The sequence below is a fragment of the Enterococcus sp. AZ071 genome (assembly GCF_050499065.1).
GTDB classification, from domain to species: Bacteria; Bacillota; Bacilli; order Lactobacillales; family Enterococcaceae; genus Enterococcus_A; species Enterococcus_A ferrettii.
The window spans coordinates 3607624-3622604 of sequence record NZ_JBIPAS010000001.1; the positions used below are offsets into that span (position 1 = coordinate 3607624).

A 14981-nucleotide genomic window follows, 5' to 3' on the forward strand; every position below is an offset into this window, starting at 1 on the left:
TGACATAAATGATTTTAATTATGAAGCAGGAAGTAACCGAAGGCGAATTACAGCCGATTATTAATAAAATTAAAGAAAATGGCCTAGAGGTGCAGGTCAATCATGGAAAAGATCGTATCGTATTAGGTTTACTAGGAGATCCGGAGATATTACAGACCATATCCTTCCAGCGTTACTCCTCAGTGGAGCGTGTCGTACCAATTACTAACAGCTACAAGTTGACTTCAAGAGAATTCCATCCACAAAACACAGTAGTTGATGTGGATGGTGTCAAGATCGGTGATGGAAGCTTCGTTACGATGGCTGGTCCTTGTTCGGTTGAGGGAGAAGAACAAATAATGGAAGCTGCCCGCATGGCAAAAGCTGGCGGAGCTCAAATTCTTAGAGGTGGCGCATACAAGCCTCGAACTTCCCCATACGCTTTCCAAGGGATGGGTGAAGAAGGACTAAGGATTATGCGCAAAGCCGCTGATGCTCATGGCTTGAAGGTAATTACCGAAGTAATGGATGAAGCGCACATCGATGTCGTTTGTCAGTACGCAGATATTATTCAAATTGGTGCCCGCAACATGCAAAACTTCCGATTATTGGAAGCTGTGGGCAAAACAGGAAAACCAATTGGTCTAAAACGCGGTATCTCCGGTACCATTGAAGAATGGTTGAACGCGGCAGAATACATTGCCGTTCAAAATAATTTCAATATCCTGTTCATTGAGCGGGGCATCCGGACCTACGAACGAGCAACCCGCAACACACTAGATTTAAGTGCTGTTCCATTAATGAAAAAATTGAGCCACTTTCCAGTGATTGTTGATCCAAGTCATGGTACCGGTATTTGGGACCTGGTAGGACCAATGGCCCGAGCAGGAGTTGCTAGCGGAGCTGATGGCATGATTGTTGAAATTCATCCTGACCCAGTTAATGCATGGTCAGATGGGGAGCAGTCACTAAATGAAAAGAATTACTTGCAAATGATGAAGGAAGTTACTATTTTGACCCAAGCAATGAAGCAGATTGACGAGTTATCGAAGGAGGAAATCGTATGCTAAAAGTTGAATTACCTAGTAAAACCTATGAGATTCTAGTCGAAAAAGATGCCCTGAAAAGAATTGGCAGCTGGACAGCTGACATTTGGTCTTCACGTAAAATTGCCCTAATCAGTGATACGAACGTGTTTCCCCACTACGGTCAAACCGTCGTACAATACTTGGAAATTCAAGGCTTCGATGTTTACTCTTACGTAGTTGATGCTGGTGAGAAAACAAAATCATTGGTTACAGCCAATGAGCTTTATGATTTTCTTACTGAGAACGACTTCAGCCGCAGTGATTCATTGATCGGTTTAGGTGGAGGAGTAATCGGTGATCTAACAGGTTTCGTGGCTTCAACTTACATGCGTGGCTTAAGCTTTATTCAAGTCCCTACTTCTTTATTAGCGCAAGTAGATTCAAGTATCGGTGGTAAAACTGGTGTTAACTGTGAAAAAGCAAAAAACTTAATAGGAACCTTCGCTCAGCCAGACGGTGTCTTGATCGATCCAAATACCTTGCAAACTTTACCGCAAAGACGCCTTTCAGAGGGCATGGCAGAAGTTATCAAATGTGCATTGATCCAGGACATTAATTTATGGAGACAGCTGCGTAAAATGACGAAGCTAGATGACATTTTAACTAACAGTGAGAGCATCATCAAAAAAGCGTTGAATGTGAAGAAAAACTTAGTTGAACGAGATGAATTCGACCAAGGCGATCGCTTATTACTAAATTTCGGTCACACGATTGGCCATGGACTGGAAGCCAGTGAAAACTACGAAATGATCAGCCATGGGGAAGCAGTTGCTCTAGGTATGGTTCAGATGACTCGAGTTGCTGAAAAAAAGGACTGAGCAGAAGGCAATTAACAGGAGAAATTATTCAAATGGTTGAAAAATTTCAATTGCCTTCTGCCTATACCACCTGGAACGCAGAAAAAATTTATCAAGCAATTATGCACGACAAAAAAGTCAGCGGAGACATGATTCGGATTGTCCTAGTTGAAGATATCGGGAAAGGTCAAATCCACACCGTGCCTCTAACGGAGTTAAAACAATATATCAATGCCTAAAAAATGAAAAAGGAGAATTTTATTATGGAATCTATTATTTTAATTGGTTTTATGGGAGCAGGAAAAACTACAATCAGTCGCGAGGTAGCTAATTTATTAAATTGTCATCGTGTTGACATGGATGATGTGCTGGTTGAGCGCATCGGATCAATTAGCCAATACTTTGAAAAACATGGGGAAGCTTCTTTCCGTCAGCATGAAACCAATCTGTTAAAAGAAGCCATTACTCAAGAGTCAGTAATAGCAACTGGGGGCGGAGTCATTTTACAAGAAGAAAATCAACAAGTACTAGCAGATAAAAAAGTAATCTATTTAAAAGCTGATCCAGAAATTTTGATTGACCGTATTCGCAATGATGAAGAAAATGTTCGCCCGAATGCAGCGAACAAGAATGATGGTGAAATTAAGGACTTATTCCATTCTCGCGAAAGACTGTACGAGCAATTAGCAAAAATTACAGTGGACACCTCTGATCGCTGTCCGCAAGAAATTGCTAGTGACATCATCCAGCAGCTGGCATAAGGTAATATACTGCTGAATATGCTAAACTAACAGTATATTCAGTCGGACGGGAGCGAGGAAAATGATTGCCCACAAAAGAGATGGACTCCATGTAATGACCGAAAGATAATTTAATTACATGGAGGAAAAGAAAATGACTAATAATATTTATGACAACGAAGAATTCTTTGAAAGCTACAGTCAAATGGAGCGTAGTAAAAAAGGTCTGCAGGGAGCCGGTGAATGGCAGACGTTGCAGAGCCTATTGCCTGATTTTATAGGAAAAACGGTTCTTGATTTAGGCTGTGGATATGGCTGGCACTGCATCTATGCAGCCGAGCATGGTGCTAAAGCAGTTACTGGCGTGGATATCTCTGAGAAAATGCTGGAGGTTGCCAGACAGCAGACACCCTATTCCAATGTGACCTATCTAAGAGAAGGCATTGAAGAGGCTTCTTTTGATCCTGATCAATTTGATATAGTAATTAGTTCTTTAGCATTCCATTACATCCCGTCTTTTGAAGTAGTAGCTAAAAATGTTCACGCATATTTAAAAGATGGCGGACAATTTATCTTTTCCGTAGAGCACCCAGTGTTTACCGCTTACGGAACCCAAGACTGGTATTATGACGAAAACGGTGAAATTCTGCACTTCCCGGTAGATAATTATTTCTACGAAGGGGAGCGGACGGCCCGTTTTTTAGGCAGTAAGGTAACGAAATACCATAAAACGTTAACTACCTATTTAGATGGTTTGTTAACCAATGGTTTCACGATTAATCGTTTAGTGGAGCCAACACCACCTGAAGCAATGTTAGATATTGCTGGGATGAAGGATGAACTCCGTCGACCAATGATGCTGATCGTTTCAGCAACTAATTTAAAATAAGATTCCTGAGGCCTTACTAGCTATTACTGGTAAGGTCTTTTTTACGCAGCTTGCCAGTGCGACACGATTAGTGAGAATTGGAAAATACTGCTGGAAAACCATCCGCAGAGTTAGATGGAAGAAATGAGGGAACGATTGATTCAAAAGTAAGCAGATAGGCCAGCAGAAAAGTATTACAACAAAACTTAGCAGATTAGTAATTGGAATGATCCGTTCCATCTAGTGATTAATGACGATTAAGAACAACCAGAATTAGTTTTGCTTTTTGACCAGCAGGGACGTTTAGTTCATGTCTATTTAGACGGTTGGAAACAATTGATGAGGAAGCAGTAAAACAAATTTTTAATCAGCGAGTCTGTGAAAAACATGAAATATTACAATAAACAATCTTAGCATACTGATCAAATCAGTTACTAAGATTGTTGTTGTATCAACAGTTTGGTGCCACTTTGGTTAGCCAGTTTAAAATATGAATATGTTATTTTTCAAATTTTCAGCAGGAGTTGACATAGTCTACTGGGCAACACCTCAGTCAGATTGGGGGATTAAGCATAGATTAAATCGAGTTTCAGTAATCCAGAGGACTGATTTTTGTGTCGGTTTGCCGGGTCCATGATAAACCAGCAAAATTGCGTAAAAATGAGGAATGACATGAGGAAGAATACCAACTCTTTCAATAAGTTTTTCTTACACAGAAAAGAAAGCTGTCGAAAGTATCTAATCACCTGAGTAGTTTTTTTTGTAAAGCGGTGTGTTATCCAATCCATACAACTCAACTGATTCAACGAACTATTGTGAGAAATTATCTTATCTTCAAAGTCAAAAAATTCTTGCTCAAAGTCTTGCACGTCTTCTGCTTTTTGTGTTTCGGGTAAGTATAAAGACATTTTACCATTTTAACTTTCCTTTTTTACTGGTTCCTCCCACAAAAAGAGTGCAGCAGAAGATAGGTGTATGCTAGAAATTCTAATATTGTGAGGACTCCACCAATCGACGATCAATTATTGCTTCTAATGCGTTTGAGATATCATCCAAGTCTCTTTGGTATACCCGCGTGCGCACGATCAGATATTTTTGATGGGGAGAAGCATCATTTTCGTAGAAATTGGTTGTACCAATTAATAAATCAGCCTTTTGTGGTGAATCGACAAAGGTTAGATGGTAACGATTGCTGAAAGAGAAGGTTATTTTTATTTTAATGTACTGCTTGAAAGCATCATTATTTTCAGAAAAAGCATATACCGCCACTTCAGGCAGCAATTCTTCCATCGGCAAAATGGTTACACTGGTTAGTAAGCTAAACATACGGAACATTTCTGAATTCCTGTCGGGGAATTGCATAGACCAATCCTGCCAAAAACAATCAAATTGCTGTATGTAACGAGGATACATAACTGCCAAATCCTCTAATCCAATGAACTCTTTCAACACGAGTAGAAAATTGGTACTCAATGGGAAGAAGTAGGTAGTTAAGTCTAATTGCTGCAATTTTTCAAAAGCCAATCTTTTTTCTTCTATTGTTAACGGACGAAAATAATATTGAAATAATTCTATCCAACGTTCTTGGCTGTCTGTTTTTGCCAAGTTCTCATCTTTAGTTTCCAATCGGAAATAGTCAGAAATGGAGCAGTGAATGGCAATCAATAAAAATTGCCAATCCTGTTCAGACCAACGAGCTAAAAAAACAGGTTTTTCCGGGAAAACTAAATTGCTGATCAACTGCTCTTCTTTTGCACTAAATTGCAGCTCTTCACCTTTGAATAGACCAGTTCGTGTGATTAGCACCCAATAAGCGAAGCGTTCAATGAGGGGAAGATCATTGGGGACACCTAGATAATCTGCGATGTATTTCCCTAATTGGTAAGTCTCATGTAAGTATGCTGATTCGGGAATGGTAAAGAATTGCCGGTGCACAATCCGTAAAAGAATGTAGTGAAAGGCTCGAATGTTGACTTCTCTGCCCTTTAAATTCAATTGATTTGAGCAGGAGATATACAAATCAAAAGAGCGTAACTCACGATTGATATCTTTTATTTTACGTTTTAATTTTGATTCGCTTACACCGTGAGCGTGACAGAACTCGATAGTAGAAAATTTTCTTCGCAGTAAAAGAACTTGAAGAATGTCATGAGCTAAATCGTCGGAGTAAATATAATCATAAAAAAATTGCAGGTTATTAGATGAGCGGACTAAAGAAATTGAAATCGTCTTTTTCTCTTTACTGAATTGTAGAAAGCAGTTTTTATCAGGGTAAAGCTGTTCCAATAATTCTGCTAATTCGGCACAGGTAGCTTTTAAAGTACTTGAACTTACATAAGGAATATCCATTTGAAGTTCTTTATAAGAAATCGGTTCTTGTGTCCGGTCTAATACTTCGATGATATCTCTTTTTAATAATGTGTTTTTGCTTAGACCAAAAATATGTATCACCTCTTTTAATTTTCATGGTGCTTCCTAATACTAAAAATTTTTAAGCAAATTCGCAATATTTTTGTATTTTTTTTGATCGTTTTGAAGGAAACTTAAAAAATCTAAAGTTTAACCTAATTATAGCTTTTTAAGAAAAGATAATTTTTTGAATTAATATTGTAGATGGAAAGTCCGGTTTCTCTGGTAAAGGGTCATTAAAAAATTCATATATTCAAAAAAATGACCTTTTTTTACACAGTTTACTGTTTAGAATGATTACAGCTTCAGCACTTGTCAGTTATTCAATATCTAATCACCAAAAGGTACTTGCTGCATAAAATGCCGCGAGTACTTTTTTAAAGCTGAGAATGGTACATGAAGCAGGAGTGGAGGAAAAATATATGAGGGAGGGATTCCTGTAGAAAAAAAGCGACAAAGGATCTTTCGCATCCTAGCATTCTTATTGATTTTTATAATGTCTGTGCTGTCTTTTCCTAATCATTCATCCGCTACTGAAGAGACGCTGGCACAGGGGGAGCAAGCTAAGCTTACTGCATCAGCTGAATTTTCTGAATCAGGCGATAGCATCGATTGGTATTTTACCTATACGCATACACAAAAAGTAAATACGGAAGATCTGTCTAAGGGAATAAGATTCCAATTGGCGTACTCAGAAAATTTGGAATTGTTAGGAGATATAACTGAATTAGAAAAGCCTAAAGATACATTGACGACTGATTCTGAAGGCTGGTATTACTTAAACGAAAATGCTCAGTCAACAGGGAAAAATACCATATATTTTCAGACAAAGATTCTGGAGAAGAAACAGGACTACACGGTGACGGTAGCACCCCAGTCAATTGAAAGCAATCGGGAATCCGCTGGAGGAACTTTCCAACAAATAGGAGCCGAAGCTACATATAACTATACAGTAAGCAATGAAACAGCTACTAATGAAACAGTTGCAGCAATAACAGATTCTTCAAAAGAAAAAGTCGAGGAAGTTGCGTCCGATGTACCAGAAGAAATCGGAAGTTTGGCCCGTCTAGCTCTTCCGCAAAACATGAGCGGAGATGGCTATGGACAAATTCCCTATGGTGCTAAAGAAATCAGCAGTCTTTTTGCCCCTGTTAATGGAGCGGCTAATGCAATCACTAATCAACGGCCGACTAACGGTGAAAATGATAATCGTCCCTATGATCTTATTGAATTGTCTGGAAGCAGCAACTGGATTTCTATTTGGTCAAACGAGAATAATAAGCTGGATTTTAACAAAGACTTCAGTGGTCGTGTATATATTCAATTTGATAAAGCAAATTCTGATGGTTTAGCATTTGTCCTTCATAATGACGCAAAAGGAACTGCCGCCATTACTTCTGCTCAAAGTAAACAAGATGGACAAAATCTAGGTGTCTATGGTCAGTACAATGGAAAGTTAGGCAAAAATAAATTTGGAAATCCATCGGGTACGGCTATTCAGAATTCAATTGCTGTTGAATTTGATATGCGATCTAATGTGAACAATGATGCTGGTGATGATGCAGGCAATGCTTTTGATTATAAATTGGCCTTACCAGCTGGAAAAGAACAGCACATGGCCTATCTATTTCCAGGAAATCCTAATACTTATCAAGAGCTTTTGCTTAATAGTGGTAACGATGGAAAGGATAATAAGTGGAGTGATCCCTATTGGCTTTCTATGGTTGCTAGAAAAGCTCGGTTACGTCATTACATTGGTGATGGCGTTGAGGCTGTACAACTAATCAACGGAATTAACAAAGGCTGGTACGAGTTTCGTTTTGATTATGAAAAAGGCAAAGGGTTAAATTATTTCCTCTCGAATCCAGTTAATGGGTCGAGAACAACTACTGTAACAATCCCAGAGAAAGATTTGATTGCAAATCTGAATTTAGCAGCAACGAATAATACTGCCTATTGGGGATTCACTGCTGCAAATGGAGCGGCACTTGGAACTACTCGCTTTGTCTTTACCGAAACACCGGTAGAACTGGCATCTGATTTGAAAAATGATGTCAAAAACGTTGAAGGTTCTTCGGTACAGGTAGGCGCTCTGGATGACTTAGGACAAACGTATCTTCCCAATGGTGATTCGGTGATGTTTGAATCGACTTACGAATTGACTGAATCAGATCGTGATTTTACTTTGAATCAATGGTCGGCTCAGGTCAAACCAGAGCACATTGAAATACCAGAAAACCATGAAGTAACCATTAACTATCAAGTGGATGATGAGCCATCCAGTCAAATAACTGGGGAAATTGATGATGCTGGTCAAATCGTGCTGGACTCAGGAGACCTTACAATCGAAGCTGGACATAAGGTGAAATGGCAAGTCACTTTACCGACTAAAAAGTTGGAGGAAGAAGAAGCGGTAAAATCTTCTTTCTACAGTACTGTAACTGGCCATTTTGGAGCAGATACTGAGAATCAGAACTTTGACAGTAATTCCAGCTATTTTTGGATAAAAAAAGTTAATCGACCACCCGTGATTACTAATTTGACCACGATTATGTCCGATCAGACTTTTACAGATTTTAAAGACAAATTTGGCGTTGTTTTCGATTATGCAGATAATGATGCTCAACCAGAAGAGTTAACGTATGAGCTGAAGATAAATGATCAGTCGTTTCAAACGGGTACCTTGCAAGACCCAGCCAAAGAACAGTTCAAAATAGAAGAAGAACAAGTGATTGACTTATTAAGTGGTGGAGCATTTGTGCGGGGGGAGAATACGCTGTCATTAACAATTGCTGACAGTACTGGGTTACAAGACATCCAAACGCTTACCTTCCAAGTAAAGGGGTATCTAGGATATGAAACAATGACAGATAGTTTTGCTTGGAAAACATCGAAGGATAAGCTGTCTGGTAATAAAAAGAATCAAACTAGAATCTCTGACATGCAAATTAAGGGCAGGGATACCTTAAGTGATAACAGCCAAGTTAGAATTACAGCGAAAGCTTCGGCAATTCAAACAATCTCTGGCAAAACTATTCCGGCAAGTGACTTAGTTTTCTTACAGGATCACGGAGAGTTGGAATTGTCTGAGGTAAGCTTAGCGATGAATCAATTGTATCAGTATTCCGCTTCAGAGGGATTGCTATTAAAACTTTCAGATCAAAGTCCAAGCGGCACTTACAGCGGAACGATCACCTGGGCGATCACTGATGCACCATAAAAGGAGGAAGGGTATGAATAGAAAAAAATGGTCTGTTATCCTGTTATCCTTCTGCTTACTAATGGTCAGTTTATGTGGGAATTCAGCAGCAGCAGAGGACACGACTACGCAAGCGTCCTATACTCAACGGCAAAGTACAGCAACGATTTCTTTAAAATCTGAACAAGAATCTGATGCAGCAAATGCTTCGGTATCCGCGGGTTCCAGCAATAAAAATCATCGTTTGCCTACGACAGGAGAATTGACCACCTTAAGTCTTTCCTTTCTAGGCACCTTACTGCTCTTTTTCTTTTGGCTGCTGGTCAAAAAGCAGCGGAAGGAGCGATCGAATGAAGCTTAACAGAAAAATTCTTTTGTTTAGTGTGCTGTTTGGCTGGAGTTTATTCAGCCAAGAAGTGACTGCTGCTGCCCAAATTGATGAATATGGGGGGCAAACGTCTCTTGTAATTGTTCCGCTCGATGAGGAAGCTCCGCGGCTATATGAGGTATCGGATCTTCAGTTTGGTGATCAAACAGTCACAGATACGAAAAAGAAACACCCTGCAGCAACCGATTTGTCGATTAAATTGCTGGATTCAAGACAGCAGCCAACCTCGTGGAAACTGCAGGTGAAAATTGCTGCTTTTAAAAACGAAGAGCAGCAAACCTTAAAAGCTGCAGAATTGGCAATTGGCAAAGGCAAATTCGATGACAGCAATGTGGATAACGAGGTAATCGGCTATCCTATTTCTCGGTTGACTACTGCTTACCAGACGATTATTCAGGCAACAGGCAAAAAAGATTATGGGTGGATTACTTATACCATTCCAAAAGAACAAATCACTCTCGGCTATGGTGATGAAAATCAGGCCGGAGAGTATACAGCAACAATTAGTTGGCAGGTTGTTAATGCCGACCTTTAAAACAGATATCAAAAATTGATATAAATAAAAAACATCTGACGGAGGAAATATACATGAAAATCACAAAAATTATCGCAGGTCTAGCATTATCAACAGCAATCTTAGGGTTTACAGCTCAAGCATCAGCAGCGGAATTAAATGAAACTGCAGATGGAACAACAAGTGTGGAAATTACAGATTACACAATTGATCCAACGACAGGCTTACCAAGTAGTCCAGGTGCTTTTGCGATTAATCAAGTACCAAGTATTGATTTTGGTCAGCACTCATTAGACAGCGTAGCTGCAACGAATGCGTCATTCCAAGGAACCTATGATCAAGATTTAGAAGTGAAGGATGCGCGTCCAACTCAAGGCAGCATTACTTCAGCCTTGAACACAATTTCAGGTGTTACAGCGGGTGCGGATGTAACGCAAACTGAAATTGATGACTCAAAAGCAGCTTGGGAAGGCGCAGTAGCCGCATCTTCTTGGAAAGTAAATGCTCAAGCAACTCAGCTTGATAACATCGGAACTTCTTTAAAAATTGGTGATGTTGAAGTATTAACTGCCGAAGGAACAGTGGTAACTGAAAACTCTGGCCAAACACCAGTAGGGACTAAAGCATATAGTTTGGCTGATCCTGTTTTGACAATTGCTAACAACAACTTAAATATCCAAACATACGCAGGTACTATTACTTTTACAGCTATTTCAGCTGAATAAATTTGCGTAAAATCCATCTAAGTCACGTAACTGCTTAGTGACTTAGATGGTCTTTTTTACATAGAAAATACAAGAAAGATCTAACCAAAATGGAGGAATAGATAGTGAAAAAAATGAGAGCCATTATGATGTATTTACTTATCACTGGATGCGCAATGTTTATGTTTAGCTCACCTGCTGCGGCCGCTGATCTCGGTGTCGACTACAGCGTAGCTCCCATACTGCCGGACAATCAATTAGACCGGGGGAAATCCTTCTTTGATTTGCGAGTAAAACCAGAGGAGAAACAGACAATCCAGCTTCAAATTGAAAACTACTCAGATCAAGAGCAACGCTATTTTATTGAAGTAAATACAGCCCAAACCAGTGGGAATCTGACGATTGATTATGGAAATACTGACATCCCAAAAGACTCCATCAATCAACAACCAATTTCAGACTATGTTAAGTATCCGAAAGAAGTGACGATTCCTGCCAAAAAAGCGGGTGTTGTGTCTCTAGATCTTACCGTGCCTAAAGAAAGCTTTGATGGTATCTTACTGGGTGGAATTCAGGTGAAGAAGGACTTTGGTAAAGAAGAAAAGCCCAAGGATCAGATTTCTAGTGAATATGCCTATGTGATCGGCCTAATGCTTTCTGAAAATGATCAGCCAGTGGAACCTGATTTACAATACAAAGGGATTAAGGCGAAGGAATTGACAAATAATGCTGGTCTAATTGTTTCCATGGAAAATCCTACACCGATCAATATTAAGAAGGCATCATTGACGGCCGATGTTTATGCTGAAGATGGCACTAAACCAGTGATCACTCGTACAATTGAAGATGGCGGTATAGCGCCATCATCTCGCTTTGATTTACATTTATTCAATGGAGAAGCAGGAGATACGAAGCCTTTGGTTGCTGGAAAGTATCGCTTGGAGCTGAGTGTAGAAGATGACGCTGGCCACAATTGGAAGTTTAACGAACCATTTGAGATTACGAAAAAGGAAGCTAGTGCAGTGAACAACCAAGTTTTCCAGGTTGAAGAAGGCACGAATTATTGGCTGTATATTATTATCGGAATTCTGGCGGCGGTAGTCTTAAGCTTCTTGGGTTATTTCATCTATACCAAACAAAAACAAAAAAGCAATCAATAACTGTTCATTATAAATCAAAGGACTGAAGGTAAATTCATGAGAATGATAAGAGCCGTCAGTTCTTTTGTTTAACAACAATTTTTTGGTGATACTAATTGAATGTTAAAATAATTGTTGTTCTTTTAATTATATGCTCTTGTTTTTTATGTTTAAGGGAAATAGCTTGGAAAAGAAAACTATTTTTCATCGCAGCAAGAATGGTACTTTTAGATGACCGTAATTGCAACTGATTTTTGGAAAAAAGGTCATTTTTAGAAAATTTTTTGGTGTATATAGGAATTAGCTGAAAGAAACAATCCGAGGAGTCTCCGTAAGTAAAAAGCTAGTATCTGGAAGGTTTTATTCAGTATTTGTTCTTTTGTATCTAATTGGATGTTATTAAGAAAAAGTAAATTAAGTGAAAAAACTAGAATTTTGGTTGCAAGCCTCTTGTTGGAAAGAGTAAGATTGGATCGTGAAAATAAAACAATATAACTTGTTAGGTGAGGCTCCTATACAAACATAAGCTATTGCTCAGAAACATCGAAAGATGCCAATGGGTAAAACAGGAATTGTCGGATTAAGGCTTTTTCCAAAATAGCTAAGATGAGAATCTTTACGTTGTATAGTGCTAAAACTCGGACGATGAGATGACACTAGGTCAGAATTCTTGTTCGAAAAGGTTTCTGACCTTTTTGTATGAATTTTAAAACTAGTAGAAATAACCGCTCGCTTTCACCTAACTTTGTCGAAGGGAGGTGAAGCAATGCAAAATGTAAAAAAGATCGATTGGTGGATTATTGGACCTTATGCCGTCCTGTCTATCATCGGTCTTTTAGAGGTTTTCAGCGCAAGTTCTTATCGACTCATGATCGCCGGTGCGAATCCTCGAAGTTTATTTTATCGCCAGCTAGTCTTCGTAATTCTTAGCTGGGGCGCGTTAGCTCTAACCTATTCTGTTAAACTGCAGCACTTTCTGAAATTAGGAGTAGCCCAAATTCTTTTAGGTTGTTCGGCCTTGCTTTTGCTGCTGGTGAAGGTACATCTTTTTGGAGTAACGGTGAATGGGGCTCAGCGCTGGATTTCGATTTTCGGGATTCAATTTCAGCCTTCGGAATTGGCTAATATTGCTCTAATTTTTTACTTAAGCTATTACTTTCGTAATCCATTGCAATCAAAAAAAGAATTGCGGGCGCCCATTTTAGTTACTCTGTTTTTGGCAACGCTGGTTTTTATTCAGCCTAAAGTAACTGGAGCCTTGATTCTGTTACTTGTGGCAGGAGTTCTTTTCTGGGCAGCGGCGATTCCAGTCGATGTTGGACTGATTCTAGGCTTTGCAGCGGTAGTTGGCGCGTTGGTAGCTGCTGGAATTGTGCTGCTGCTGGGGAGTCATGATTTACTGCCACACCTGTTTCAACATGTGTATGAACGAATCGCGATTGCGGGAAATCCCTTTGCTGATGTCAATGGAACAGGGTATCAAATGAGCAATTCCTATTATGCCATGTATAATGGCGGATTCTTTGGTCGGGGAATCGGCAATAGCATCACCAAAAATGGTTATTTGCCGGAAGCAGAAACCGACTTTATTTTCTCAATTATCGTCGAAGAATTAGGGATGATTATGGCCTTGTTTTTGCTTCTGCTTTTGTTTGTCATTTGTCTGCGGCTGTTTTGGCTGAGCACCCATTGCCAAAATCATCAGGCTGCATTAATCGTCATGGGGATTGGGACTTTGCTGCTGGTGCAGACGAGTATTAACGTAGCCAGCACACTAGGTTTAATTCCTATGACGGGGATTCCATTACCCTTTCTCAGTTATGGTGGAACCAGCTATATGATTCTTTCGGTCAGTCTTGGGGTTGCATTGAATATCTCAGCTAGGGAAAGGAGGTGAAGAAGTGAAGCGCAAAGAGTGGAATGATGCCTTATTGCTGCCGATCTTTTTACTTCTCATTTTAAGTGTTTGGGTACAATATCAGGCAGCTTTGCTGGATGGTCGAGCCGTTCAGCCAGTCATTTTTAAGCAGCTGATTTTTAGCGTGTTAGCTTTTGGAGCGTTGCTGATTATGCGACGGATTCCCTTTCAATTTTTAGTTAAGTTTGCACCTATTTGGTATAGTTTTTCCTTAGGCATCATGTTGCTGCTGCAATGGTATTATGACCCAGCAATGTATCTGTTGACAGGAACTAAACGTTGGCTGCGAATCGGACCGTTGTCGCTGCAGCCTTCAGAAATGGTGAAAATCAGTTTTATATTAATGCTCGTACATTTTACGTTGAAGTACGAAAAAGAAGGTCGGCCGCATTCCTTGAAAGAGGATGGGGTGTATATAATAAAAAGTTTGGCCATTGCTTTACCAACCTTTTTGTTGATGTTCATGCAACGGGATTTTGGAACCAGCTTAGTGTTTATTTGTGTTTTGGCAGCTTTGTTTATTGTAGTGGGTGTAGATAAACGGATCTTATTAGCTGGAGCAGGAACATTAGCAATGTTGGGGGGATGTCTGCTGTTGTTTGTCTTCACTGAGTGGGGACGAGTAATCTTGCAAACTCTACATTTTAAAGAGTACCAACTGAATCGAGTGGAGGCCTGGATTGATCCTTTCAAGTATCAGGATTCGATTTCTTTCCAGCAGGTTCGCAGTATGCTATCCGTGGCAGCGGGTGGTTTTGCCGGAAAACCTAGTGAATTGGTCTCCATCTATGTTCCCGTACGTGAGTCAGATATGATTTTTACTGTTATTGCAGAAAAAGCTGGGTTTATTGGCAGCAGCGGTGTTCTGTTTTTGTATTTCTATCTATTTTATCAGATGCTGACGGCTGGAATTCAAACCAATAATCGCGGCTGCTTATATTTCTCAGTAGGTTTGGTTTTTGCCTTATTATTCCAGACAGTAGAAAATATCGGTGCAGCCATTGGAATTTTGCCGTTAACGGGTATTCCGTTGCCTTTTTTGAGTCAGGGTGGAACCTCCATGATCACAGTGTGTGTTGGACTGGGAATTGTCCTAGGAATGGAAAAGCCAAAAAAAGGCCGAAGAGTGGCAGCTCTATCGACCCCAAAAAAGATAAACTAAGAAATTCTCAGTTTGACTTATCATAATAGAGGACCAGTGATTTGGCAAGCGAGAGTTTCCCTTCAAATAGAAAGGA

General features: G+C 39.7%; 11 protein-coding genes, 1 pseudogene and 1 riboswitch. Of the genes and pseudogenes, 11 read left to right on the plus strand and 1 reads right to left on the minus strand.

Annotation, left to right across the window (positions count from 1 at the left end):
* Positions 1–8: 8 nt before the first annotated feature.
* The 4 genes and pseudogenes from aroF to IGI49_RS17515 all read left to right on the plus strand — a co-directional run bounded on the left by aroF (position 9) and on the right by IGI49_RS17515 (position 3493).
* A complete protein-coding gene (gene aroF / locus IGI49_RS17500; protein WP_207702075.1) occupies positions 9–1049 on the plus strand; it encodes a 3-deoxy-7-phosphoheptulonate synthase in 1041 nt (346 codons plus the stop codon).
* Positions 1043–2103: pseudogene (gene aroB, locus IGI49_RS17505) on the plus strand (3-dehydroquinate synthase). The gene aroF and the pseudogene aroB overlap by 7 nt, the downstream one beginning before the upstream one ends.
* Positions 2104–2127: 24 nt before the next feature.
* On the plus strand, positions 2128–2625 hold the full coding sequence (locus IGI49_RS17510) for a shikimate kinase (RefSeq protein ID WP_429962726.1): 498 nt from the start codon (positions 2128–2130) through the stop codon (positions 2623–2625).
* Between the two features lie 133 nt (positions 2626–2758).
* Positions 2759–3493, plus strand: coding sequence for a class I SAM-dependent methyltransferase (locus IGI49_RS17515; protein ID WP_429962727.1), 735 nt, complete (start codon positions 2759–2761; stop codon positions 3491–3493).
* Positions 3494–4459: 966 nt separating this feature from the next.
* On the opposite strand, the gene IGI49_RS17520 is transcribed toward IGI49_RS17515, so the two are convergent.
* Entirely contained in the window at positions 4460–5923 is a 1464-nt protein-coding gene (locus IGI49_RS17520; RefSeq protein WP_429962728.1) for a helix-turn-helix domain-containing protein, read from the minus strand.
* 454 nt (positions 5924–6377) lie between these two features.
* Here IGI49_RS17520 and IGI49_RS17525 point away from each other — a divergent pair, with 454 nt between their 5' ends.
* The 7 genes from IGI49_RS17525 to IGI49_RS17555 all read left to right on the plus strand — a co-directional run bounded on the left by IGI49_RS17525 (position 6378) and on the right by IGI49_RS17555 (position 14905).
* Positions 6378–9101, plus strand: coding sequence for a hypothetical protein (locus IGI49_RS17525; protein WP_429962729.1), 2724 nt, complete (start codon positions 6378–6380; stop codon positions 9099–9101).
* Between the two features lie 13 nt (positions 9102–9114).
* The gene (locus IGI49_RS17530) at positions 9115–9441 is read left to right on the plus strand and encodes an LPXTG cell wall anchor domain-containing protein (protein WP_429962730.1); all 327 of its coding nucleotides are present in this window, start codon (positions 9115–9117) and stop codon (positions 9439–9441) included.
* Positions 9431–10003, plus strand: a complete 573-nt coding sequence (locus tag IGI49_RS17535) for a WxL domain-containing protein (protein WP_429962731.1) — start codon at positions 9431–9433, stop codon at positions 10001–10003. The genes IGI49_RS17530 and IGI49_RS17535 overlap by 11 nt, the downstream gene beginning before the upstream one ends.
* Positions 10004–10056: 53 nt before the next feature.
* Positions 10057–10707 carry a hypothetical protein gene (locus tag IGI49_RS17540; protein ID WP_429962732.1) on the plus strand — a complete coding sequence of 217 codons (651 nt, stop codon included), beginning with the start codon at positions 10057–10059 and terminating at the stop codon, positions 10705–10707.
* 113 nt (positions 10708–10820) lie between these two features.
* Entirely contained in the window at positions 10821–11846 is a 1026-nt protein-coding gene (locus tag IGI49_RS17545) for a DUF916 and DUF3324 domain-containing protein (RefSeq protein WP_429964938.1), read from the plus strand.
* A 467-nt stretch (positions 11847–12313) separates the two neighbouring features.
* Positions 12314–12482: riboswitch (M-box (ykoK) riboswitch) on the plus strand.
* 109 nt (positions 12483–12591) lie between these two features.
* Positions 12592–13722, plus strand: coding sequence for an FtsW/RodA/SpoVE family cell cycle protein (locus IGI49_RS17550; protein WP_207702067.1), 1131 nt, complete (start codon positions 12592–12594; stop codon positions 13720–13722).
* 4 nt (positions 13723–13726) lie between these two features.
* Positions 13727–14905 (plus strand): FtsW/RodA/SpoVE family cell cycle protein, encoded by a 1179-nt coding sequence (locus IGI49_RS17555; RefSeq protein WP_429962733.1) that lies wholly within the window; start codon positions 13727–13729, stop codon positions 14903–14905.
* Positions 14906–14981 lie beyond the last annotated feature (76 nt).